22 protein-coding genes and 1 riboswitch are annotated in these 21,800 nt (G+C 66.1%); of the genes, 8 read left to right on the forward strand and 14 right to left on the reverse strand.

Translation table 11 applies throughout. The annotated features are described in order from the left end of the window. Window positions 1-6: 6 nt before the first annotated feature. Complete coding sequence (locus tag K226_RS0113895) at window positions 7-492, reverse strand: DUF2721 domain-containing protein (protein ID WP_024815395.1); 486 nt, start codon at window positions 490-492, stop codon at window positions 7-9. A 327-nt stretch (window positions 493-819) separates the two neighbouring features. On the opposite strand from K226_RS0113895, the gene K226_RS0113900 reads away from it, so the two are divergent. Next, window positions 820-2,082 (forward strand): DEAD/DEAH box helicase, encoded by a 1,263-nt coding sequence (locus K226_RS0113900; protein WP_024815396.1) that lies wholly within the window; start codon window positions 820-822, stop codon window positions 2,080-2,082. On the opposite strand, the gene K226_RS0113905 is transcribed toward K226_RS0113900, so the two are convergent. The 4 genes from K226_RS0113905 to K226_RS0113920 form a co-directional block, all read right to left on the reverse strand. Then, window positions 2,083-2,436: a DUF6172 family protein gene (locus K226_RS0113905; protein WP_024815397.1), complete on the reverse strand. Its 354-nt coding sequence runs from the start codon at window positions 2,434-2,436 to the stop codon at window positions 2,083-2,085. It lies immediately after the preceding gene. A gap of 115 nt (window positions 2,437-2,551) precedes the next feature. Continuing rightward, window positions 2,552-2,770, reverse strand: coding sequence for a SlyX family protein (locus K226_RS0113910; RefSeq protein WP_024815398.1), 219 nt, complete (start codon window positions 2,768-2,770; stop codon window positions 2,552-2,554). A gap of 97 nt (window positions 2,771-2,867) precedes the next feature. Then, window positions 2,868-3,863: an aldo/keto reductase gene (locus tag K226_RS0113915; RefSeq protein WP_024815399.1), complete on the reverse strand. Its 996-nt coding sequence runs from the start codon at window positions 3,861-3,863 to the stop codon at window positions 2,868-2,870. 376 nt (window positions 3,864-4,239) lie between these two features. Beyond that, a complete protein-coding gene (locus K226_RS0113920; RefSeq protein WP_024815400.1) occupies window positions 4,240-6,354 on the reverse strand; it encodes an NADPH-dependent 2,4-dienoyl-CoA reductase in 2,115 nt (704 codons plus the stop codon). Window positions 6,355-6,410: 56 nt separating this feature from the next. Here K226_RS0113920 and K226_RS0113925 point away from each other — a divergent pair, with 56 nt between their 5' ends. After that, entirely contained in the window at window positions 6,411-7,043 is a 633-nt protein-coding gene (locus tag K226_RS0113925) for a TetR/AcrR family transcriptional regulator (protein WP_024815401.1), read from the forward strand. An 8-nt stretch (window positions 7,044-7,051) separates the two neighbouring features. Here the strand turns inward: K226_RS0113925 and K226_RS0113930 are convergent, their stop codons facing one another. Next, window positions 7,052-8,242, reverse strand: coding sequence for a PLP-dependent aminotransferase family protein (locus K226_RS0113930; RefSeq protein WP_024815402.1), 1,191 nt, complete (start codon window positions 8,240-8,242; stop codon window positions 7,052-7,054). Between the two features lie 117 nt (window positions 8,243-8,359). Between K226_RS0113930 and nth the strand changes: the two genes are divergently transcribed. Next, window positions 8,360-8,998: an endonuclease III gene (nth, locus tag K226_RS0113935; protein ID WP_024815403.1), complete on the forward strand. Its 639-nt coding sequence runs from the start codon at window positions 8,360-8,362 to the stop codon at window positions 8,996-8,998. Between the two features lie 202 nt (window positions 8,999-9,200). Here the strand turns inward: nth and cynR are convergent, their stop codons facing one another. Further along, window positions 9,201-10,097 (reverse strand): transcriptional regulator CynR, encoded by an 897-nt coding sequence (gene cynR / locus K226_RS0113940; protein WP_024815404.1) that lies wholly within the window; start codon window positions 10,095-10,097, stop codon window positions 9,201-9,203. A gap of 151 nt (window positions 10,098-10,248) precedes the next feature. On the opposite strand from cynR, the gene K226_RS0113945 reads away from it, so the two are divergent. From K226_RS0113945 to K226_RS0113965, 5 genes are all read left to right on the forward strand, one after another. Beyond that, window positions 10,249-11,433 carry a muconate cycloisomerase family protein gene (locus tag K226_RS0113945; RefSeq protein WP_024815405.1) on the forward strand — a complete coding sequence of 395 codons (1,185 nt, stop codon included), beginning with the start codon at window positions 10,249-10,251 and terminating at the stop codon, window positions 11,431-11,433. Between the two features lie 11 nt (window positions 11,434-11,444). Continuing rightward, window positions 11,445-11,720, forward strand: a complete 276-nt coding sequence (catC, locus tag K226_RS0113950) for a muconolactone Delta-isomerase (RefSeq protein WP_024815406.1) — start codon at window positions 11,445-11,447, stop codon at window positions 11,718-11,720. Between the two features lie 36 nt (window positions 11,721-11,756). After that, the gene (locus tag K226_RS0113955) at window positions 11,757-12,737 is read left to right on the forward strand and encodes a tripartite tricarboxylate transporter substrate binding protein (protein ID WP_024815407.1); all 981 of its coding nucleotides are present in this window, start codon (window positions 11,757-11,759) and stop codon (window positions 12,735-12,737) included. Window positions 12,738-12,776: 39 nt separating this feature from the next. Beyond that, entirely contained in the window at window positions 12,777-13,697 is a 921-nt protein-coding gene (locus K226_RS0113960) for a dioxygenase (protein ID WP_024815408.1), read from the forward strand. A 205-nt stretch (window positions 13,698-13,902) separates the two neighbouring features. After that, window positions 13,903-15,033: a GGDEF domain-containing protein gene (locus K226_RS0113965; protein WP_024815409.1), complete on the forward strand. Its 1,131-nt coding sequence runs from the start codon at window positions 13,903-13,905 to the stop codon at window positions 15,031-15,033. Between the two features lie 144 nt (window positions 15,034-15,177). Here K226_RS0113965 and K226_RS0113970 read toward each other — a convergent pair whose 3' ends face one another. The 7 genes from K226_RS0113970 to cbiB all read right to left on the reverse strand — a co-directional run bounded on the left by K226_RS0113970 (window position 15,178) and on the right by cbiB (window position 21,597). Continuing rightward, complete coding sequence (locus K226_RS0113970) at window positions 15,178-15,576, reverse strand: type II toxin-antitoxin system death-on-curing family toxin (protein WP_024815410.1); 399 nt, start codon at window positions 15,574-15,576, stop codon at window positions 15,178-15,180. Continuing rightward, on the reverse strand, window positions 15,573-15,797 hold the full coding sequence (locus K226_RS0113975; RefSeq protein ID WP_024815411.1) for an AbrB/MazE/SpoVT family DNA-binding domain-containing protein: 225 nt from the start codon (window positions 15,795-15,797) through the stop codon (window positions 15,573-15,575). The genes K226_RS0113970 and K226_RS0113975 overlap by 4 nt, the downstream gene beginning before the upstream one ends. Window positions 15,798-15,880: 83 nt before the next feature. Next, window positions 15,881-16,951, reverse strand: coding sequence for a nicotinate-nucleotide--dimethylbenzimidazole phosphoribosyltransferase (gene cobT / locus K226_RS0113980; RefSeq protein WP_024815412.1), 1,071 nt, complete (start codon window positions 16,949-16,951; stop codon window positions 15,881-15,883). A gap of 98 nt (window positions 16,952-17,049) precedes the next feature. Then, entirely contained in the window at window positions 17,050-17,808 is a 759-nt protein-coding gene (gene bluB / locus K226_RS0113985; protein ID WP_024815413.1) for a 5,6-dimethylbenzimidazole synthase, read from the reverse strand. Window positions 17,809-17,852: 44 nt separating this feature from the next. Next, a riboswitch (cobalamin riboswitch) is annotated at window positions 17,853-18,044 on the reverse strand. Window positions 18,045-18,065: 21 nt separating this feature from the next. Then, window positions 18,066-19,559: a cobyric acid synthase gene (locus K226_RS0113990; RefSeq protein ID WP_035241086.1), complete on the reverse strand. Its 1,494-nt coding sequence runs from the start codon at window positions 19,557-19,559 to the stop codon at window positions 18,066-18,068. Continuing rightward, window positions 19,556-20,614, reverse strand: coding sequence for an aminotransferase class I/II-fold pyridoxal phosphate-dependent enzyme (locus tag K226_RS0113995; protein ID WP_035241088.1), 1,059 nt, complete (start codon window positions 20,612-20,614; stop codon window positions 19,556-19,558). The genes K226_RS0113990 and K226_RS0113995 overlap by 4 nt, the downstream gene beginning before the upstream one ends. Next, a complete protein-coding gene (cbiB, locus tag K226_RS0114000) occupies window positions 20,611-21,597 on the reverse strand; it encodes an adenosylcobinamide-phosphate synthase CbiB (RefSeq protein ID WP_051463542.1) in 987 nt (328 codons plus the stop codon). Before cbiB ends, K226_RS0113995 begins: the two co-directional genes overlap by 4 nt. Between the last annotated feature and the right edge of the window lie 203 nt (window positions 21,598-21,800).

The raw sequence follows: 21,800 nt of genomic DNA on the forward strand, positions 1-21,800 counted from the left end.
TCGGCCTCACGACTGCTTTGGGGCGGGCGCTGGCGCCAGCACCGGCGTGCGCAGCATGTGGAAATTGAGCAGGCGCGTGGCCATGACGGTCTCCACAAAAAAGAGCACCAGGGCCAGCAGGAACGAGAGCACACCACTCAAAAAGCTTCCCAGTGCCAAGGTGTGGCCGCGAAAGTCGGTGGTCTCTCCCAGAAACAGCAGGATGATGGTCACCCCAATCAGAAACCCGCACAGCGTGAGCAGGCCAATGCAGCCATTGGCCATGCGCCCACGGGTGCGCAGGTAACCCAGCTCCAGCACGGCGCGCTGCAGAAAATCGGCCTCATCAGTGTGGCGGGCCCGGTCTTCTACCACACGGGCGCGGTCGATGATGCGCGCCAGGCGCCCGGCCACCGCGCCAATCATGCCGGCCACGGCGGTCAGCAGGAACACCGGGGCCACGGCCAGCTGGATGCTGTGGGTGATGGTGGATGAATCAAGAGCGAGGTTCATGGTGTCGAAAAGGCAGTGCCGCACGCGGCGCGCACGGGCAGCGATTATCGCCACCCCCGTGGGTGGCGCACAATGCACGCCCACAGGCGGCGCGGCGCCAGGCACTGCGCCGAGTGGTCGGCCGGCCCCTTCAAAGCACCGGCAAGTCGGCATTTTTTGGGGTTGCACCGCGTGGAGGCCCTTCTAGCGGCTGCCAGGCGGTGAACAATGTTGCGCTACAGCCGCTGTGCCTGCGGCCCCTGAATGTGTCGCGCAGTTCTTCTTGCTGGCCATGATCTTTTTGCGCGTTGGCGCCGGGTGCATGGCCTGAATTTTTTGTCTTACACCATGCCATTTTCTGCCCTCGGTCTTTCTCCCGCACTCACCCAGGCCGCCACGGCCATGGGTTTTGTCGCCCCCACACCCATCCAGGAGGCGGCCATTCCGGCCATTTTGCGCGGCGCCGATGTCGTGGGATCGGCCCAGACGGGTTCGGGCAAAACGGCAGCTTTTGCCCTGCCCCTGCTGCAACAGTTGCAAGCCGGTGCGACCCACACACCGCGGCGGGTGCGCGCGCTGATTCTGGTGCCCACACGCGAGCTCGCCGCCCAGGTGGGCGAGGTGGTGCGCAGCCTGGCCCAGCACCTGCCCCAGCCCGTGAAGGTGGCCGTGGTGTTTGGCGGCGTCTCCATCAACCCCCAGATGATGGGCTTGCGCGGTGGTGCCGATGTGGTGGTCGCCACGCCGGGCCGCCTGCTCGATCTGGTGGACCACAACGCGCTGCAGCTTGCCAGCGTGAACCTGCTGGTGCTGGACGAAGCCGACCGGCTGCTGGACCTGGGGTTTGCCGAGGAACTGCAGCGCACCCTGGCGCTGCTGCCAGCGCGGCGCCAGAACCTGTTCTTTTCGGCCACCTTTCCGGCAGACGTGCAAACGCTGGCCGAGTCGTTGCTGAAAGACCCCGTGCGCGTGGCCGTGGCCGACACCCCTGCGAACGAACCGTGCATCGTGCAGCGCGCCATTGCGGTAGACGCCAGCCGCCGCACGCAGTTGCTGCGCCACCTGGTGAAGGAGAACGAATGGAGCCGCGTGCTGGTGTTCGTGGCCACGCAATATGCGGCCGAACATGTCGCCGAAAAGCTCTACAAGGCCGGCATCTTTGCCACACCGTTCCACGGCGGTCTGAGCCAGGGCGCGCGCAAACAGGTGCTGCAAGAGTTCAAGGACGACCGCTGGCAAGTGGTGGTGACCACCGACCTGGCAGCGCGTGGCATCGACATTGCCCAGCTGCCTGCGGTGGTGAACTACGATTTGCCCCGCTCTGCGGTGGACTACGTGCACCGCATCGGCCGCACGGGCCGCGCGGGCGAAAGCGGCATGGCCGTGAGCTTTGTCAGTGCCGACACCGAAGCGCATTGGCGCCTGATCGAGAACCGCCAGCACCTCACCCTGCCGCGCGAGCAGATCCCCGGTTTCGAGCCCACCGAGGTGGCCCCCGAGGGCACGGCAGCGGGCACGGGCGGCATCAAGGGCAAGCGGCCCAGCAAGAAGGACAAGCTGCGCGCTGCCGCTGCAGCAGCGCAAGCGGCAACAGGTGAGAAAGAAGCGTGATCAGTCGGCGTCTTTGACGTTGTTGGCGTCGATGGTGTCGCCGCCCTCGCCTTCTTCGGCCACTTGGGCAGGACGGGCCTGGCGATGCCCGCCCTTGGCCAGAATTTCGACATAAAACTGCGCACCGCCTTCGCGGGACACGCCGTCAATCAGGCCGATCAGGGCAGCAAGGTGGGCCACTTCGGCGGTTGCTTCAGTGCTGCCGAACTTGCAGTCGAAATCCCAAAAATCCGCCCCGGCGGGCACGGGGCGGCCGCGCTCGCGCTTGATGTACTTGCGGATTTCATGCTTGATGGCTTCGAGGACGCGGTCGCGGTTCTTGCCTTCAATGTGGAGCTGGAAAGTTTTTTTCATGGGTGATCGTACCGCCTGCGGCAGTGGCATCAACAAATCCAAGAACTAAAGGCCGCGCTGCACACAGCTTTCAGTGCCTGCGGGCCCCCCTGCGGCAGCCTGCCCGGCCAGTCCATCAGTAGTGGGGCGGCAGCTCGTCGCGCAGGTTGCGCGGGGCCGCGCCGCCGCCCTCGGGCACCTGCTGGCGCAAGCGCAGCAGTTCACGGGCCAGGTCGTCAATCTGCTGCTGCTGGCGATAAACGGTGAGATTGAGCTGATCGAGCAGGTCTTCGGTGTAGCTGGCCTTGATCTCCAGATCGTTCAGTCGCTGTTCGAGGGGGGAGGAATCTTGCATGGCGCTATTGGAACGCAATCCGGGAAAAGCAATCCGGGTTCGGAATGGAGGAAAGCCATTTGCAGCGCAACCCACGGGCCCGTGGGAGCGCTGCGGCCTACCGCCCATCCAGCGGGTAGGCTGGATCGTTGTATCCCGGCGTGGACGGATGGCCCGGCGCCACCAGCGAGTTCACCAGCACTTCGTCTTCTTCGGTCAGGGCATAGCCAAGCGCGGGGGCATAGTCTTGCCACTGTGCCAGGGTTCGGGGCCCGGCGATCACCGAGCTCACGGCCGGGTGGGCCAGCACCCAGGCCGTGGCAAATTGGGCCAGCGTCACTCCCCGCTCATGCACATGCTGCTGCAGTGTCTGGGCGATCTGCAACGACTCTTCGCGCCACTCGGTCTGAGCGATGCGCTTGTCACCCCGTGCGGCCCGCGAGCCGGCCACCGGTGGCTGACCGGGCAGGTATTTGCCCGTGAGCACGCCGCGCGCCACCGGGCTGTAAGGGGTGACGCCCACGCCATGGTGGGCGCAGGCCGGCAATATCTCGACCTCGGGCATGCGATTGAGCAGGTTGTAGTAGGGCTGGCACACCACCGGCCCCGGCATGCCCATCTGCCGGGCCAGGTGCACCAGCTCCGTGATGCGCCAGCCCCGAAAATTGGAAACGCCCCAGTAGCGGATCTTGCCCGCGCGCAGCATGGCATCGAGCGCCCGCAGGGGCTCCTCGAGGTTCATGCCGTTGTAGTCGCGGTGCAGATAGAGAATATCCACATGGTCGGTCTGCAGCCGCCCGAGGCTCGCCTCGACCTCACGCAGCATCCAGCTGCGCGAATAGTGCGCCTCGTTCACGCGGTCCGACATCGGGTTGCCGAGCTTCGTGGCCAGCACCCAGTGGTGGCGCTGGCCGCGCAGCAGTTCGCCCAGCATGGTTTCAGAAGCGCCCTTGGTGTACACATCGGCCGTGTCGATGTAGTTCACCCCTTGGGCATGGGCATCGGCCACGATGGCGGCTGCCTCTTCGCGCGGGGTCTGGTCACCAAACATCATGGTGCCCAGGCAAAGACGGGAGACCTGGAGATTGCTTTTGCCAAGGTTGCGGTATTGCATGGAATGGGCCTGGAGTGTGGGTAAGAGCGGAAAGCACCGGCCCGGCACCCTCTGCCCAGACCGGCACAGCATGCTACTGCGGCCAAAGCCTCGACCTAGCGGGCCCTTGGAACCTGTTCAAGATCTTTTCATGGGGTCCGCATGGCTTCAAAACCGCGACGCTCTAGGCGCACGCCGCAGCCCATACCCATGTATGGGCAAGGTGGGCAACGACGAGCGCGGCGGTTTTGGAGCCATGCCCTTCGGGTTGCCCCGCAAAGGCTGCGTCCGCGGCGTTGCAAATCCTCGCCGGGCCACCAGCCCGGCTGTGGTTTGCGCCTTGCGGCCACAGCCTTTGCGGGGCAACGTACCCCATGAAAAGATCTTGAACAGGTTCTTACAGCCGTGCCGCCAGCCGCGCCGCCTGGTCGATGGCGCGCTTGGCATCGAGCTCGCCCGCCTCCAGCGCGCCCCCAATCAGGTGCGGCTTGATGCCCTGGCCCTCCAGCGCCTGCGCCAGAGCGCGCAGCGGCACCTGCCCGGCGCACAGCACCACGGTGTCGCAGGCGATCCAGGTGGGGTTCTCGCGCTTGTCGCCGTACGAGACGAGCAAACCCTCGTCGGCAATGCGCTCGTAGTTCACGCCGCCCACCATCTCCACCGCTTTCATCTTGAGCGTGGTGCGATGAATCCAGCCCGTGGTCTTGCCCAGCCCGGCGCCCTGCTTGCCCTTTTTGCGCTGCAGCAGTGTCACATGGCGCGCTGGTGGCGTGACATGCGGGCCCGCGGTGGCAAGACCTCCGCGCGCCTCGGCCGGGTCGGTGATGCCCCACTCGGCCTTCCAGGCCGGCAGGTCGAGCGTGGTGGAAGGGTGGTTGCCGTGCACCAGAAACTCGGCCACATCAAAGCCGATGCCGCCCGCGCCGATCACGGCCACGCGCTGGCCCACGGGCTTGCCGTGGCGCAGCACGTCGATGTAGCTCAGCACCTTGGGGTGGTCCTGGCCGGGGATTTGGGGGTCGCGCGGCTCCACGCCGGTCGCGATCACCACCTCGTCGTAATCCATCAGGTCAGCGGCCTGCACGCGCTGGTTCAGGTGCAGGTGCACACCGGTGTCATGCACCCGCGTGGCCAGGTAGCGCAGCATTTCGTGGAATTCTTCCTTGCCCGGCACCACCTTGGCCATGTTGAGCTGACCACCGATGGCCGCTGCGGCATCGAACAAGTGCACCTCATGCCCGCGCTCGGCCGCCACGGTGGCGGCGGTAAGGCCTGCCGGCCCGGCGCCCACCACGGCAATGCGTTTGCGGTCCGAAGGCGCGGTGACCGGCCGATAGACCAGCTCGGTCTCGTGGCAGGCGCGCGGGTTCACCAGGCAACTGCTGGTCTTGTTCTGAAACACATGGTCCAGACAGGCCTGGTTGCAGGCAATGCAGGTGTTGATGCGGTCGGCCCGGCCCTGCGCGGCCTTCTTCACAAACGCCGCATCGGCCAGCAGCGGCCGCGCCATCGAGACCATGTCGGCGCAGCCATCGGCCAGCACCTGCTCGGCCACCTCAGGTGTGTTGATGCGGTTGGAGGTGACCAGCGGCGTGGTGATGCCCGCCGCCGCAAACTCGGCCTTCATCTTTTGCGTGACCCAGGCAAACGCCGCACGCGGCACGCTGGTGGCAATGGTGGGCACACGCGCCTCGTGCCAGCCGATGCCGGTGTTGACGATGTTGGCGCCCCCCGTGGCCACGGCCTTGCCCAGGGTGACGATCTCGTCCCAGGCGCTGCCGCCGGGCACCAGGTCAATCATCGACAGGCGGTAGATGATGATGAAGTCCGGCCCCACGGCCTCGCGCATGCGGGCCAGAATCTCCACCGGAAGGCGCATGCGGTGGCTGTAATCGCCGCCCCAGGCGTCGGTGCGCAGGTTGGTGGTTTGCGACAGGAACTGGTTGATGAAGTAGCCCTCGGAACCCATCACCTCCACGCCGTCGTAGCCCGCCTCGCGCGCCTTCATGGCGCAGTTCACAAACGCGCGGATCTGTCGCTCCACCCCGCGCGCAGACAGCGCGAACGGCGTGAAGGGTGAAATCGGCGACTGCAAGCGCGACGGGGCCACCGCCAGCGGGTGGTAGGCATAGCGGCCCGTGTGCAAAATTTGCAGCGCGATCTTGCCGCCCGCGCCGTGCACCGCGTCGGTCACCACCCGGTGGCGCCTGGCGGCGCCCGAGGTGGCCAGCGTGCCCGCAAACGGCTTGGCCCAGCCTGCGATGTTGGGTGCAAAGCCGCCGGTCACGATCAGCCCCACATCGCCCTCGGCCCGCTCGCGAAAATACGCCGCCATGCGCGTAAGGTCGCGCCCGTCTTCCAGCCCCGTGTGCATGGAGCCCATGAGCACGCGGTTCTTGATGGTGGTGAAGCCCAGATCCAGCGGGGCGAGCAGGTGCGGATACAGGGCGGCACTAGGCGTGGGTGGCGTGGGGGCGGAAGTTGCGGGCGCGGTGGTGGTGGCGGAATACATGGCGTCTCGTGAGGAGTAGAAGGTTTTTCTAGAACTTTATTCTAGAATCCTGTTCCATGGCAAGCCGTATCACCCCTACCCTGTCCGCCCCGACCTCCGAAGCAACCACCGACCGCCGCCAGGACATCCTGAACGCCGCGCTGGCCTGCGCGGTGGATGGCGGGGTGGATGCCGTTTCCATCGACGGCGTGCGCGCCCGCTGCGGGGCCAGCGTGGGCAGCATCTACCACCACTTCGGCAACAAGGACGGCATCGTGGCGGCGCTGTTCTTCGACATCTTTCACGACCAGTCGCGCAGCGTGCAGGCGCAGCTTGATGCCGCGCGTGGTGTCGAAGCAGGCGTGCGCGCCCTGGTCACGGGCTATCTGGACTGGGTAGTGGCGCAACCCGAGCGGGCGCGCTTTTTATTCCAGGCGCGCAGCGCCGTGGCGGCAGGCCCGCGCACGCCCGATCTGGCCCAGGCCGCCAGCCGCCGCAACCAGGCCCTGGTGGCATGGTTCGAACCCCACCGCCAGGCGGGCGCGGTGCGCAACCTGCCTTGCGAGCTAATGCCTTCGCTGGTGATGGGCCCGGTGCAAAGCTATTGTCGCGCCTGGCTATCTGGCCAGGAGGGCCCGAGCGCCCTGACCTCGCCCGCCATCTACCGGGAAGAACTGGCCGCCGCTGCATGGCGGGCGGTGCGGGCGTAAAAAGCTGTTTACAACGCCTGCGCCAGGCGGGCCACGCCTTCGCGGATCTTGTCGGCATCGGCCGTGGCGAACGACAGGCGGAATGTGGCGTGGTCGGGGTTGGCACAAAAGAACGGCGTGCCAGGCACAAAGGCCACGCCCTTTTCAATGGCGCGCTTGGCCAGCACATTGCCATCCTGCACCTTGCCGCCCGCGCCCGTAAGGCGCGCCCACACAAACAGGCCGCCCTGCGGCTGCACGAACTCGATGGCATCGCCCAGGTCGTTGCGCAGCGCATCGCCCATGGCCTGGGCGCGTTCGGCGTACACCTTGCGCACGTTCGCCAGCGTGGCAGGCATGCGGCCCGCCTTGAGGTACTGCGCCGCCGTGGCCTGGGCAAAGGTGCTGGTGTGCGCATCAGAGAACTGCTTGCACATGGTGGCTTTGGCCAGCAGTTCGGCCGGGCCAATCATCCAGCCCACGCGCAGGCCGGGCGAGAGCACCTTGCTCAATGATCCGCAGTGCACCAGCAGCTCGCGGCTGCCGGGCACGCTGGCCGACAGGTTGAGCAGGCTGGGGGGCGGCGCGTCGCCAAAGTACAGGTCGCCGTAGGGATCGTCCTCGACGATCAGCGTGTTGTGCTTCACAGCCATCTCCAGCACGGCCTTGCGGCGTTCCAGGCTCAGCATGGCGCCACTGGGGTTGCCGAAGGTGGGGATCAGGTAGACGAACTTGGGTTGGTGCTCGGCGATGAGTTTTTCCAGCTCGTCGGTCTTTACGCCATTGCCATCAATGGGCGCGCTGATGAGTTCAGCGCCATACAGGCGAAAGCACTGGATGGTGGCCAGAAAGGTGGGGCCTTCCACAATGACCTTGTCGCCGGGGCTGATGAGCGTCTTGCCCAGCAAATCCAGCGCCTGCTGGCTGCCGGTGGTGACGATGAGGTTGTCAGCCGCCACCTCTTTGGCGCCCTTGCTGGTCATGAAGGCCGCCAGCTGTTCGCGCAGCGGGTTGTAGCCTTCGGTCGCGCCGTATTGCAGCGCAGCGCCAGGTTCTTCGGAGAGGGCGGCGTTGCTCGCAGCACGGATGCCTTCCACGTCGAACATGGCGCTGTCGGGAAAGCCGCCCGCAAAGCTGATGATGCCGGGCTTGCCCAGCAGCTTGAAGAGTTCGCGGATGGCGGAGGTTTCTACGTTGTTCAGGCGGTCGGCAAATTGCATGGACGGTGCTTTCAGTGGACGGGCAATAGCGCATTGTCGCCAATCGGCAGCCGCCAATTGCGGCTTTGCCGACGGCGACCCGCAAACATGCCGTGCCTGCGCCCTACACTGCCCGCCATGAAAACCGCGCAGATCGAACCCTTTTTTGCCACCTTGAAGGCGGCCAACCCGCTGCCCAACACCGAGCTGGAATACACCACCGTGTTCGAGTTGCTGGCCGCCGTGCTGCTGTCGGCCCAGGCCACCGACGTGGGCGTGAACAAGGCCACACGCAAGCTGTTCCCGGTGGCAGGCACGCCGCAGGCCATCTTGGCGCTGGGGCAGGACGGCCTGGAGGGCTACATCAAGACCATCGGCCTCTACAAAAGCAAGGCGCGCCACCTGCTGCAGACCTGCCGCATCCTGGTGGAGCAACACGGCGGCCAGGTGCCGCGCACGCGCGAGGCGCTCGAAGCCCTGCCCGGTGTGGGCCGCAAGACGGCCAACGTGGTGCTCAACGTGGCGTTCGGCGAGCCCACCATGGCGGTGGACACGCACATTTTTCGCGTGAGCAACCGCACCGGTCTGGCCCCGGGCAGAAACCCGCTGGCGGTGGAGATGCAGCTGATGAAGCGCGTGCCACCCGCCTACGCCGTGGATTCGCACCACTGGCTCATCCTGCTGGGCCGCTATGTGTGCCAGGCACGCAAGCCGCGCTGCTGGGAATGCCTGGTGGCGCCGTACTGCGACTTTCAGCCCAAGACGCCGGCACCATGACACCCCTGAAGCGCCAGGGCATCGCCGCGCAGCCGACGGACCAACAGCGCACTTTTGCAGGCACCGTTGCAGCGGCAATTTCGCTACAAATAACATAGCTATTAGCGCTTTATACATAAGCGCCAGAGGCATATTTAACCCCTATTATTGAGCGACACCGTGCGAGCGCCAGCGTGAGCATGGCACGCGCCTGCGCCCCACCTCAGCGCACAGGCCCGCCGGGCAGCCGATGCTCTGGCCGAAGCAAGGCCGCAAACTCGACAGCAGCCCGGCTGCGGGATGTGCCACGGCGCCACAGAATGCCGGCGTGGCGCACCATTTGCGGCGAATGCAGCTGAATGGCATGCATGTCTGGCGCCTGGCGCGCTGCGCGCTCGGGCACGATGCATGCCAGATCCCCCCAGCGGCACACGTCGATCAGGCCCTCCACAGACTCCATCTCCACCCGCACCCAGGGCTGCACGCCAGCCTCGCGCAGGCTGTCGTCAACCAGGCGACGCGTGGTGAAAGCGCGTGGCAGCATGGCCAGCGGCACCTGGGCCAGGCCCTTGAGGGCCAGGCTGCGCCGGCGCACCAGCGGGTGGGCGCGGTTCACCACCAGTTGCATGCGCTCCTCGAACAGGGGCTCGGTCTCGACCTCCTCGCGCTGCGTGGGGTGAAAGGCAATGCCCACATCCAGCAGGCCCTCAACCAGTTGCTCCTCGATGGGCCCGGCGCGCAGGTCGCGCACCACGATGTTCACCCTGGGATACGCCATGCTGAAGGCCGCCACCGTGGCCGGCACCAGGGTGTGCAAAAAGGTGGGAATGACGCCCACGGTGAGCGTGCCCGACTGCAACCCCGTCATGTCAGCCAGCGCCATGCGTCCGGCCTCGATCTCCTGCAAGGCGCGGGCGGCATGCACGCGAAACGCCGCCCCCGCCTGCGACAGCCGCAGACCCCGTCCGAGCCGGTCAAAGAGCTGAATCTCCAGTTCCTGCTCCAGCTGGCGCAGACCATGCGACAAGGTGGACTGGGTGACAAACAGGTTCTGCGCAGACTGGGTGAGGTGCTCGGTCTGGGCGATGTCCAGGAAGTAGCGAAGCTGCCGTATCTCCATCAAAGACACCCCTTATTCGTTCGACAAAATCGAATGATAAGTCGCAAATAAATCATTGGAACGTCACACGGATTAAATCTAATCTTGCCTTTTTTCTGACTCCCTGATGGGCCAGCGAGTTGCCCCGGCCCAACCAACAAGGTACACATCGATGCATAGCCGCTTCACCATCGAACGCATGCAGGCGCGGATTCTGGACATTCCCACGATCCGCCCGCACAAGCTCTCGTTTGGCTCCATCAGCCGCCAAAGTCCAGTCATCGTTCAGGTGTGGCTCAAGGACGGCGCCACCGGCTTTGGCGAGGCGGCCACCATCGGCGGCCCCTCCTGGAACGAAGAATCGCCCGAGAGCATCCTGCACGCCATTCAAAACTACCTCGCGCCCGCCCTCGTCGGCCAGAACGCGGGCGGCTTTGAGGCCGCCCTGGCGCGCATGGACAAGGCCTGCAAGGGCAACGCCTTTGCCAAGAGCGCCGTCGAGATGGCGCTGATCGACGCCGTGGCCCGCACTCTCGCACTGCCCGCCTGGCAACTGCTGGGCGGCAAGGTGCACCAGAGCCTGCCCCTGGCCTGGACGCTGGCCAGCGGCGATGTCGAGCGCGACCTGCAGGAAGCCCACCTGCGCCTGGAACAAAAACGCCACCACATCTTCAAGATGAAAATCGGCGCGCGCGCGCCGCAGGACGACGTGGCCCATGTGTCGCAGATCGCGCGCGGCCTGCAGGGCAAGGCCAAGCTCACCGTGGACGTGAACCAGGCCTGGGACGGCAACACCGCACGCCGCTACCTGCCCCAGCTGGTCGAAGCCGGTGTGACGCTGATCGAGCAGCCCGTGGCGCAGTGGAACGTGGAGGCGCTCAAGCACCTCACCGCCACGCTCGATGGCGCGCTCATCATGGCCGACGAAACCGTTTGCACCCCGCAGGACGCCATGATGCTGGCGCGCGAAAAAGCCAGCCATGTGTTCTCGCTCAAGGTGGCCAAGCACGGCGGCCTGGTGCGCACGCGCAAGGTGGCCGCCATTGCCGAGGCCGCCGACATCGGCTGGTACGGCGGCACCATGCTGGAGACCTCGCTGGGCAGCGCTGCATCGGCGCATGTGTTTGCCACGCTGGGCAGCGCGCACCATGGCTGCGAGCTGTTCGGCCCGCAACTGCTGGTGGACGACATCGTCGAATCCCAGATGCCCATCGTCGACTTCGAGCTGCAACTGCCCGACGGCCCCGGCTTTGGCGTCGAAATCTCGCTGGCCCAGCTCGAACGCTTTGACCGCGCCCGCCAGGGCCTCACCGCCGTGCATGTGGACATGGCCGCACACACCCCCACCCCCGTTTAAGGAGAACACCGATGCTGTTTCTGGTACGTATGGATGTGAACATTCCGCGCGACTTGCCCACAGAGCAAGCCAACGAGATCAAGGCCCGCGAGAAAGCCTATTCGCAGGACCTGCAGCGCGACGGCCGCTGGAAGAGCATCTGGCGCGTGGTGGGCGAATACGCCAACTACAGCATCTTTGATGTGGCTTCCAACGATGAACTGCACCAACTGCTGCAAGGCCTGCCGCTGTTCCCATTCATGAAGATCTCCGTCACCCCGCTGGCGCAGCATCCCTCGGCCATCTGAGCCACCTCTCACCACAAAACCCACGAGACAAACACCATGCACTCCAAACGCAATCTGCTGGCCTTGCTGGCCCTTGCCGGCCTCGGTATCACTGCCCACGCACAAGCTGCGGCTGCCGACTGGCCCAACAAGCCCATCCGCTGGGTGGTGCCCTTCCCGCCCGGCGGCGCCATGGACGCCATCGCGCGCACGCTGGGCGAAAAGGCCGCCAAGTCGCTGGGCCAGCCCTTCGTGATTGAAAACAAGCCGGGCGCTGGCGGCAACATTGGTGCAGACTTCGTGGCCAAACAACCGGGCGACGGCTACACGATGATGATCACGTCGATCGGCATGGCCACCAACAAGCCCCTGTACGGCAAGCTCAACTACGACCCGGTGAAGGACTTTGCGCCCGTGAGCGTGCTGGCCGTGGTGCCCAATGTGCTGGTCACCAACGCCACCCAGCCCGATGTGAAGACCGCACGGGATGTGATCGCCGCTGCCCGCAAGGCCCCCGGCCAGCTCACCTATGCGTCGGCCGGCAACGGCACCTCCATTCACCTGGCGGGCGAAGTGTTCACGTCACTGGCCAAGCTGGACATGCTGCACGTTCCCTACAAGGGCAGCGGCCCGGCCGTGTCCGACCTGCTGGGCGGACAGGTCAACTACATGTTTGACAGCATCACCTCGGCACGCCCGCACATCGAGTCGGGCAAGCTGCGCGCCCTGGGCGTGACCACGGCCAAGCGCTCCAGCACCTTGCCCAACGTGCCCACGCTGGCCGAGGCAGGTGTGCCCGGCTATGAAGTGTCACCCTGGTTTGCCGTGTTCATGCCAGCAGCCACGCCCAAGGCCATCGTCAGCAAGCTCAACAAAGCTTTGCTGGACGCCATGAAAGACCCCGAAGTGGCCAAACGCTTTGAAACCATCGGCGCCGAGCCCGTGGGCTCCACCCCCGACGAGCTGGCCCAACACCTGGCGCGCGAGTCCGAGCGCTGGACCCAGCTGATCACCGAGCGCGGCATCAAGCTCGACTGAACCCACGCTCATTCATTCCATCCCACAGAGGAGACATCCATGTCCGAACTCACCCAGGCCCAACTGCTGGAGCTGGTCAACACCAAGAAAATGGCCCCCGGCAACGCGCGCGTGCGCCAGCTGACCGAGCGCATCGTCACCGATCTGTTCAAGACCATTGACGAACTCGATGTGACGCCGGACGAGTTCTGGGCTGCCACCGGCTGGCTGACACGCCTGGGCGCCGCGGGCCAGACAGGCCTGATCACCGCAGGCCTGGGCTTTGACCGCCTGCTCGACATCCGCGCCGACGAGGCCGACGCGAAGGCGGGCCGCACCGGCGGCACGCCGCGCGCCATCGAAGGTCCGCTGTTTGTGGCGGGCGCGCCCATGTCCCAGGTCGAAGTGCGCCTTGACGAAGGCGAACCCAAGGGCGAAGTGTTTGTGATGGAAGGCCAGGTGCTGGACCTGAACGGCCAACCCGTACCCCACGCCACCGTGGATGTATGGCATGCCAATGAGCAGGGCGGCTATTCGCACTTTTTCCCCGGCATGAAGCCCTATGAGCTGCGCCGCCGCATCGAGACCGATGCCAAGGGCCAGTACCGCTTTCGCTCGTTCCTGCCACCGGGCTACGCCATTCCACCCAACAGCCCCACGTCCGAGCTGTTCGAGGCCCTGGGCCGCCATGGCAACCGCCCCGCGCACATCCACTTTCTGGTGGTGGCGCCGGGCATGCGCACGCTGACCACACAGGTCAACATTCCGGGCGACACCTACATTGACGACGACTTTGCCTTCGCCACGCGCGATGGCCTGATCGTGGGGCTGGAGAAGAACGTGGCGCCCGCAGGCTACGAATCGCTGTGCATCCATGCGCCCTTCACGCGCTCAAAGTTCAACTTTGTGATGCAAACGGCCACCAATGCCGATGAAGCCCTGCCGCTCACCCGCATGGAGCGTGTGACCACCCCCACCTGAGCGGCACGGCGCTCACAAACCCCAAGCCGCCCACCAGTGGGCGGCTTTTCTTATGCCGGTTGCACTGCGTTGACCAAGCCAAGCACAGCATCCGCACCGCTTGCGGCCTGCCACTGCACAAATTCGTTCGCCCAAAATGGGCGGGCTGACTATACTGAACGAAACACTTCCTTACATAGCCCGCCCCCTCACCCAACGCCGGAAAATGCAACTCGATCCGCGTTCCCTCATAGCCATGGGTGGCTTCATGTCCGCCATGATGGCGGTGGTGCTTTTGTTCATGCGGCGCAACTACCCGCCCAATATCCGCGGTCTGGACTATTGGGCGGCCGCACCGGTGCTGTGGCTGGCCTCCACCGTGCTCTTCAGCGCACGGGACGAGCTGCCCGATTTGCTGACCATGGTGCTTGCCAACCAGGCGCTGGTGCTGGGCGCAACGGTTCACTATATCGGGAGCCGTCGATTCCTGGGGCATGGTGGGGGGTGGGTCGTGTGGGGCAGCGTGATGGCAGCGTCCACAGTGGTATTCATGTGGCTGACCTACGTTGCGCCCAGCTATTCGCTGCGCATCGCCATCTTCACGCTGATGATGGCCACGCTGTACGGCGCGCACCTGCGCTTTCTCTGGCGTCACGGTGGGAAGGGCTTTCCCATGCGCCTGGTCCAGGTGGTTCTGGCCACGCACATCCTGGTGCTGTGCACGCGGTTCATCTCGGTGCTAATGGGCCGGGCGGGCAACGACATCATGGAGTCCTCGCTTTACCAGACGGTGTATATCGGCGCCTATGTGCTGACGGTGCTGATGCTGTCCATCGGCGCCATCCTGCTGGCCACCGACCGGTTGCGCACCGAGCTGGAGCACCTGGCCACGCACGACTCGCTCACCCAGGCCTTGAACCGCCGCGCCGTCATGCTGGCGTGCCAGGAAGAACTGGACCGCGCCCGCCGCTATGGCCACGGGCCGTCGATCATGATGCTCGACCTGGACAACTTCAAGATGGTGAACGACACGCACGGCCATCAGCACGGCGATGCGGTGCTGGTGCATTTCGCGGCCTGTACGGCAGCGGCCTTGCGCAGCGAGGACCGGCTGGGTCGCTATGGGGGCGAAGAGTTTCTGGTCTTGTTGCCCGACACCGATGCCCTTGCCGCCAGCCGTGTGGCGCAACGCATCCATGCCCTGCTGCAGGCCGGCCACCCGCTCGATTGCCAGCTCAGCATCGGGGTGACCAGCTGGCACGGCCCGGCGGACACCCTGGACGCCATGCTATCGCGCGCCGACGCCGCCCTTTACCAAGCCAAGGAACAGGGGCGCAACCAGACCTGCGTTGGTTGATCAGCTGCCATTTGGGAGCACCGCCTGGCGCGCCACGCACACGCGCACACCATGGCAGCCACCCCGCTAGCTATTCTATTGATAGCTACTAGCGCTTACCATATAAGCGCCAGAGGCCTAAATAGCTTAAATTTTCAAATCAACTCATGCCCGCGCCGCAGTGTGCGCGCGCAGCCACGCGGCAAACTCTTCTTCTGGCATGTCGCCTGCGGCGACAGCGAGCATCGTCAGCACGCACGACGCATCGTCGGCGTGCAGCGCCAGTCCATTGAGGCGCAAAAACAGCTCAGCCGCCACAAAGCCGGTGCGCTCGTTGCCGTCGATAAATGGATGGTTGCGAGAGATCCCGTAGCCATACGAGGCGGCCAGCGCAGCCGCGTCAGGGGGCGGCTCGCCGTAGGCCTGCAGGTGCAGGGGCTTGCCCAGCGCCGAGTCGAGCAAGCCGGCATCGCGCACACCCGCGCCGCCGCCGTGTTCAGCCAGTTGCATATCGTGGATGGCAAGGATGACGGCGCGGTCCAGCCAGACCCATTCGCGCGTCATTTGGCCAGCTCGTGCAAAACGGCGCGGCGCTCTTTCATGATCTCGCGCGCCACGCGCATCTGCGCTTCAAATTCAGGGTTGTGCGTGGTGATGCGCAGGCCGTCGGGGGTTTCGGTGACGTACAGCTCGTCACCTTTTTCGAGCTGCAGGCGCGCCAGCAACTCTTTGGGAAAGATGGCGCCGACCGAGTTGCCGATCTGGGTAAGTTTGAGGGTGTGCATGGTCGCTTTCGTAATAACGTCTGTAATACTAACGCGAGTGCGGCACAGCGTCAAAACCGTGCGCGCCTCATGCCTCACACCGCTCACACCGACTGCGTTGCCACCCCCGCCGCCTCAAAGCTGGCCATCTCGCGCAACACGGCACAAGCCGATTGCAACAGCGGCCAGGCCAGGGCCGCGCCCGAGCCTTCACCCAGGCGCAGGCCCAGGTCGAGCAGCGGTTGGGCCTGTTGGCCAGGCAGCAGGTGCGCCAGCATGTGCGCATGGCCCGGCTCGGCCGAGCCGTGGGCGAACACGCAGCGCTGCAGCACGTGGGGCTGCAGGCGGGCAGCCACCAGCACGGCGGCGCTGGTGATGAAGCCATCGACCACGATCACACGGCGCTCTGACGCAGCCTGCAGCACGGCGCCCACCAGCGTGGCCACCTCGAAGCCGCCCAGCGCGGCCAGTGCGTCGAGCGGGTTGACCGCGCCTTCATTGGCCGCCAGCGCCTGCGCCAGCACGGCACGCTTGCGTGCCACCCCGCCCGCATCCAGGCCGGTGCCGGCGCCGGTGCAGTCCTCCAGCGACACGCCACACAGCCGCGCCAGCAACAGCGACGCCACCGAGGTGTTGCCAATGCCCATTTCGCCCAGCAGCAGCGCGTTGCCGGGCAAACCACGCACCACATCCATGCCGTTGTGCAGCGCCTGGGCACATTGCGCAGGCGTCATGGCGGGCCCGATGGACGCGTCTTGCGTGCCGGCAGCCACCTTGCGCACCAGCAGCTGGGGCTGGCCGGGTACGGCAGCGCGCGGCGCAATGTCGCGCGCAACGCCGCAATCCACCACGGTAAGCGCCAGGCCATGCTGGCGCGCCAGCACGCTGACGGCAGCGCCACCGGCCAAAAAGTTCTCGACCATCTGCCAGGTCACGTCGCTGGGGAAGGCCGACACGCCGCGCGCGGCCAAGCCGTGGTCGCCCGCGAAGACGACCATTTGCGGCTGCTCCAGCCGGGGCGATTCGGTGCCCAGAATCTGGCCGATGCGCAGCGCGAGCTGCTCCAGACGGCCCAGAGAACCCAGGGGTTTGGTCTTGTGGTCCAGCTTGTGCTGCAGGGCCTGGGTGAGCTGCGGGTCGGCGATGTCGGCAATCAGCGGCAAGTGGGTATTCATGGCTTGTTCAACTTTCAATCAGGTGGAGCGCGGTCCGCACACGCAGGCCCGCGCGATCAAAGGCGGTGCGCGCCGGGTCGGCGCGCGTGGTGGCAAGGTCAGGCGAGGGCTTCGCGCCCGCGCTGGGCGGCGGCCTGGTCGCGCTGCAAATGCGCGATGAGCGGCTGCTGGTCGTCGCGCCGGCCCCATTGCTCGAAGTACACGAGGTCTTTCATGGGCAGGCGCGGCAGCCAGCCAGCGGTTTCCAGCTCGGGCTTGGCGTGGAAGTGGCTCACGTAGCCCACGCACAGGTAGGCGATGGGCGTGATGCCCTTGGGGATGCCCAGCGCCTCTTGCAGGTCGGCCTGATGGAAGATGCTGACCCAGCCCACGCCCAGCCCTTCGGCGCGCGCGGCCAGCCACAGGTTTTGCACGGCGCAGACGCTGCTGTACAGGTCCATGGTTTTCATGTGGGTGCGCCCCACCACCACCGGGCCGGTGCGCTCGCGGTCGCAGGTGATGCAGATGCCGATGGGCGACTCCACGATGCCTTCGAGCTTGAGCTTTTGGTAGGTGGCCCGCCTGTCGCCCTCGAACATATCGGCGGCTTCGGCATGCGCCTTGGCAAAGGCGTCGTGCACGCGGCGCTTGGTCTCCTGCGACTGCACCACCAGGAAGTTCCAGGGCTGCATGAAGCCCACCGAGGGCGCGTAGTGCGCGGCGGTGAGGATGCGGCTGAGCACCTCGTCGGGCACGGGCGTGGGCAAAAACTGCCCGCGCACGTCGCGGCGTGAAAAGATGGCGTGGTAGATGGCGTCACGGGCTTCTTGCGTGAAGGCGTGCGCGCTGGGCGTGGCTTGCGCCGGTGCGGTATTCATTGCAGTCCCCTGTGCGTGAATAGGTAGCGCGCTGCCTGGCCTTGCAGCGCGTTGAATATTCAGGCCGGTCTTCTGGCTTGGAGTCATCTGGCCCCCGCGCCTTCCCGGCCTTGGCGGCCAGTGGCATTGAGCGGGGGTCATCGTCCTTACAGCGTTGGGCACGCGGCGGATTTGCACCGCCTTCCCGATTCTCCCTTTGCTTCATCGCATTGGGCACCTGAGGGGCGCGATGATAGCAGCCGCAAGCCGCGCATTTCTTACGCGATCAGCGCGTCCAGCACGCCCGGGTCGAAGTGCCGGGCCACGCCATCGGCCAGGCCGTCGAACACGGTCTCCAGCGTGGGCGCCTGGGCGCCGAACAGGGCGTGCAGCACGGCGGCATCCTCGAACAAACCATGCAGGTACAAACCCAGCACATTGCCCGCCGGGTTCTGCCAGGCGATGCCGGGCATGACTTCGCGCACCACGTCGCCCTTGGCGGCCATGGCGGGGTGCTGGGCGGTCTGGCCGTGGTGGATTTCGTAGCCCTCTGCACGCACGCCCGAGAGCGGTGCCCAGGCGCCCGTGAGCTGCCCGAAGGCTGCGCTGGTGCGCCGCACGGTCTTGGCGGGCTCGAACACGGTGACCAGCGGCAACAGGCCCAGGCCGGGGCCGTTGCCGTCGATGCCCTCGGGGTCGATCAGCGCCTCGCCCAGCATCTGCAGGCCACCGCACACGCCCAGCACGGTGCCGCCCCGGCCCGCGTGCGCGGCGATGGATTGGTCCAGCCCCTGCGTGCGCAGCCAGGCCAGATCGGCGGCTGTGGCCTTGGAGCCCGGCAGCACAATCCAGTCGTTGCGCCGCAGCCCCGCCACGTCGGCCGGGCTGCGCACCCACTGCAGGCGCAGGCCGGGCACGTTCTTGAGCGGCTGGAATTCGTCGAGGTTGCTGATGCGCGGGTAGGCAACTACGGCCACCGTGGTGTGCACGGCACCGGCGGTCAGCGTGCGGTCGTCAAAGACGCCGTCTTCTTCGGGCAGGCCGTGCTGCCACCACATCGGTATGGTGGCCACGGTAGGCACGCCGGTCAGCGCTTGCAGCATTTGCGGCGCGGGCGCCAGTAAGGCAGCATCGCCCCGAAACTTGTTGAGCACAAAGCCTGCAATCAGCGCACGCTCGTCTTCGGGCAGCAGCGCCCAGGTGCCGTAGAGGTGGGCGAAGGCACCACCCCGGTCGATGTCGGTCACCAGCAGGCAACGCGCCTGCGCATGGCGCGCCACGCGCATGTTGACGATGTCGCTGGCGTGCAGATTGATCTCGGCAGGCGAACCCGCGCCTTCGATCACCACCACGTCGTTTTCGGCGCGCAGCGCATCGAGCGCTGTCGCGATCTGCGGCCAAACCTTTTCACTGCGGCCGCGCCAGGGCATGGCTGTCAGCTCTGCGCTTACCTGGCCCATCAACACCACCTGGCTGTGCGTGTCGGCCTCGGGCTTGAGCAGCAGCGGGTTCATGCGCACATCAGGCACAGCGCGCGCGGCCAGGGCCTGGAAGTACTGCGCCGAGCCGATCTCGCCCCAGGCGCCGTCTATGCCCTCGACCACACGCGCGTTGTTGCTCATGTTCTGCGCCTTGAAGGGCGCCACCTTGAGGCCCTGACGGGCGTAGTGACGGCACAGCGCGGTGGTGAGCCAGCTTTTGCCAGCGCCGCTGGTGGTGCCCAGCACCATGACGCAGCGGGCCAGGGGGCGCCCCAGAAAAGTCGTTGTCATGCCATGTCTTTCTGATGGGGGAGGGTCACCTGAATCCCGCGCCACGCGGCAGCCAGGGCGTCCTGCGAAGCAGGTGGCAGCACACCCAGGCGCACCACGCCAGGCAAGCCGAACGAGGTGCAATCGCGCAGCTTGATGCCAGCGCTGCGCAAGCCGGGGAGTATTTGCAAAAAGGCTTTTGACTGGGCGAAGCCATCGGGTCGTGCGCAAAAGTAGTTGGCCAGGCTGCCCGGCTGCACCTGCCAACCCATGTCGGCACACAGCCCATGCTGGCGGGTTTTCCAGTCGCGCAGTCGACCAAGGCTGTGCAAAAGCCACTGCTGCACCGCGGGCTGCATCCACGCATGCAGCAAAGCCACCCCATGTGCCCCCACGGGCCACGAGGGAGCCATGGCGTTCAAAACATCGACCCGCTCATCGGCATCTGCTGGCGCCACCGCATAGGCCGCACGCACGCCCGTCAGCCCCATGGCCTTGTTAGGCGTCCACAGCTGCCAGCAGGCCGATGGCAGGTGCGGCGATGGCGATCCAGCCCAGGCACCCTCCTCGTCCAGCCGCAGCGGCGCATAAGCGCAGTCGAGCACGCGCAGCGCAGCGACGGTGCTGCCGTCCTGCCATGTGCGCACCGCAGGATCTGCCCGACCCAGCGGACTGGATGGCTCGCACGCCCATTGCAAACCCGCCGCAGCACCACCTCCCCGCACAACATCGAGCCCGCGCACTTGCGCAGCCTGGGCATAGTCGCCATAGCTGTGCGGCGGCACTGCCACCTGCACCGCGCCTTGCTGTGCGGCCAGGGCGGTCATGCGGTGAATGAACTCGCTGGCACTGGCCGCCAGCACAATGCGCGCCGGGGTCACGCCATGAAAAGCACCCAAACCCTCGCGCAGCGCCGTGTAGGCCGGGTCGGGGTAGCGCGTGGCATCGGCCGACTGCACGGCGTGCAGTGCCTCGGGGCACGGGCCACAAGCGTTGCTGTTGGTCGAAAAATCGTGCAGCGGCACGCCTGCGGCATCGGGGCCACCATGCATGGGGAACGCCACCACGTGGGTCATGCGCCGGTCGCCAGGGCGACCAGGAAGTGAGCCACTGCCGCCAGCGGCACCAGCACCATCACCACCAGGGAGACCAGCTTTTGCGCGCGCCGCGTATCGAGCGGCCCGGCATCGCGGCCCTTGCCGTTGAGCACATACACCCCCGGCTTGGCCAGCCGCACCCCCAGTGCCATGGACATCGCCGCCATCGGCCAGCCACTGTTGGGCGAGGGGGTCTTACGTGCCTGGCGCGCCAGCGTGCGCAGCGGCAGGCCACGCACGGTCAGCGCCAGCAATAAAGCCGTGATGCGCGCGGGCAGCCACGAAAGCACATCGTCTGCGCGCGCTGCCCATTTACCCGCCCATTGCCAGTAACGCCCGCCGCGCATTCCGGGGTAGCCCCACATCGCGTCGGCCGTGTTGGCAAAGCGGTACAGCGCGGCGCCGGGCAGGCCCAGTAGTGCAAACCAGAACAGCGGCGCCACCACCGAGTCGTTGAGGTTTTCTGCCAGCGACTCAATGGCCGATTCGCGCACCTGCAGTGCACTGAGTTGCGACACGTCCCGGCTCACCAGGCGCGCCAGGCGCTCGCGCCCTTCTGGGAGCGAGCGGGCCAGGGCGTCTTCCACGGCCAGCACTTCGTCGCACAGCATGCGCCAGGCGAACAGCGGTTTGAGCAGCAGCGCCATCGCTGCTGGCGCCAGCACCCAGTGCAGTTGCATTGCGGCGCGTTGCAGGCCCCAGAAAATCACAAAAACCATAGCTGCCAGCGCACACCAGACAAGCGCTGCAGCCCAAAAACACTTCCAATCTGCCGCCCTGGGCGACAGCGGCGCAAGCCGCTCGCCCCACCAGCGCAGCACCTTCCCCATCCACACGACGGGGTGCACGCGCTCGGGCGGCTCGCCCACCAGGCGGTCCAGCCACACCGCCATTAACAAGGCCATCGCACCCCACAACGCGGTCCCCAGGGATTGGGGCAACCCTAAAACTTCGAGATCCATGGTGTCCATTCTCAGGGAAACAGGATGCTGGCCTGGCTCCAGGCACCGACAGACGCCAGCGCATCCAGCGGCTGGCGCCGGGCCCAACCGGAGGGGACCAGCAGGGGCTCGTCATCAATCGCCTGCACCGGCCCCGGGCACTGCAAGCCGATCAGCTCCGCGTCCTCGGGTCGCTGCGTCAGGGCTGCATGAAGCCCACGCAG

The sequence above is a fragment of the Acidovorax sp. JHL-3 genome (assembly GCF_000526295.1).
Taxonomy (GTDB): domain Bacteria; phylum Pseudomonadota; class Gammaproteobacteria; order Burkholderiales; family Burkholderiaceae_C; genus Acidovorax; species Acidovorax defluvii.

Bases quoted from the DNA above. Each gene is read 5' to 3' on its own strand.
- K226_RS0113895 (WP_024815395.1), bottom strand. From the start codon at position 492: ATGAACCTCGCTCTTGATTCATCCACCATCACCCACAGCATCCAGCTG.
- K226_RS0113900 (WP_024815396.1), top strand. From the start codon at position 820: ATGCCATTTTCTGCCCTCGGTCTTTCTCCCGCACTCACCCAGGCCGCC.
- K226_RS0113905 (WP_024815397.1), bottom strand. From the start codon at position 2,436: ATGAAAAAAACTTTCCAGCTCCACATTGAAGGCAAGAACCGCGACCGC.
- K226_RS0113910 (WP_024815398.1), bottom strand. From the start codon at position 2,770: ATGCAAGATTCCTCCCCCCTCGAACAGCGACTGAACGATCTGGAGATC.
- K226_RS0113915 (WP_024815399.1), bottom strand. From the start codon at position 3,863: ATGCAATACCGCAACCTTGGCAAAAGCAATCTCCAGGTCTCCCGTCTT.
- K226_RS0113920 (WP_024815400.1), bottom strand. From the start codon at position 6,354: ATGTATTCCGCCACCACCACCGCGCCCGCAACTTCCGCCCCCACGCCA.
- K226_RS0113925 (WP_024815401.1), top strand. From the start codon at position 6,411: ATGGCAAGCCGTATCACCCCTACCCTGTCCGCCCCGACCTCCGAAGCA.
- K226_RS0113930 (WP_024815402.1), bottom strand. From the start codon at position 8,242: ATGCAATTTGCCGACCGCCTGAACAACGTAGAAACCTCCGCCATCCGC.
- nth (WP_024815403.1), top strand. From the start codon at position 8,360: ATGAAAACCGCGCAGATCGAACCCTTTTTTGCCACCTTGAAGGCGGCC.
- cynR (WP_024815404.1), bottom strand. From the start codon at position 10,097: ATGGAGATACGGCAGCTTCGCTACTTCCTGGACATCGCCCAGACCGAG.
- K226_RS0113945 (WP_024815405.1), top strand. From the start codon at position 10,249: ATGCATAGCCGCTTCACCATCGAACGCATGCAGGCGCGGATTCTGGAC.
- catC (WP_024815406.1), top strand. From the start codon at position 11,445: ATGCTGTTTCTGGTACGTATGGATGTGAACATTCCGCGCGACTTGCCC.
- K226_RS0113955 (WP_024815407.1), top strand. From the start codon at position 11,757: ATGCACTCCAAACGCAATCTGCTGGCCTTGCTGGCCCTTGCCGGCCTC.
- K226_RS0113960 (WP_024815408.1), top strand. From the start codon at position 12,777: ATGTCCGAACTCACCCAGGCCCAACTGCTGGAGCTGGTCAACACCAAG.
- K226_RS0113965 (WP_024815409.1), top strand. From the start codon at position 13,903: ATGCAACTCGATCCGCGTTCCCTCATAGCCATGGGTGGCTTCATGTCC.
- K226_RS0113970 (WP_024815410.1), bottom strand. From the start codon at position 15,576: ATGACGCGCGAATGGGTCTGGCTGGACCGCGCCGTCATCCTTGCCATC.
- K226_RS0113975 (WP_024815411.1), bottom strand. From the start codon at position 15,797: ATGCACACCCTCAAACTTACCCAGATCGGCAACTCGGTCGGCGCCATC.
- cobT (WP_024815412.1), bottom strand. From the start codon at position 16,951: ATGAATACCCACTTGCCGCTGATTGCCGACATCGCCGACCCGCAGCTC.
- bluB (WP_024815413.1), bottom strand. From the start codon at position 17,808: ATGAATACCGCACCGGCGCAAGCCACGCCCAGCGCGCACGCCTTCACG.
- K226_RS0113990 (WP_035241086.1), bottom strand. From the start codon at position 19,559: ATGACAACGACTTTTCTGGGGCGCCCCCTGGCCCGCTGCGTCATGGTG.
- K226_RS0113995 (WP_035241088.1), bottom strand. From the start codon at position 20,614: ATGACCCACGTGGTGGCGTTCCCCATGCATGGTGGCCCCGATGCCGCA.
- cbiB (WP_051463542.1), bottom strand. From the start codon at position 21,597: ATGGATCTCGAAGTTTTAGGGTTGCCCCAATCCCTGGGGACCGCGTTG.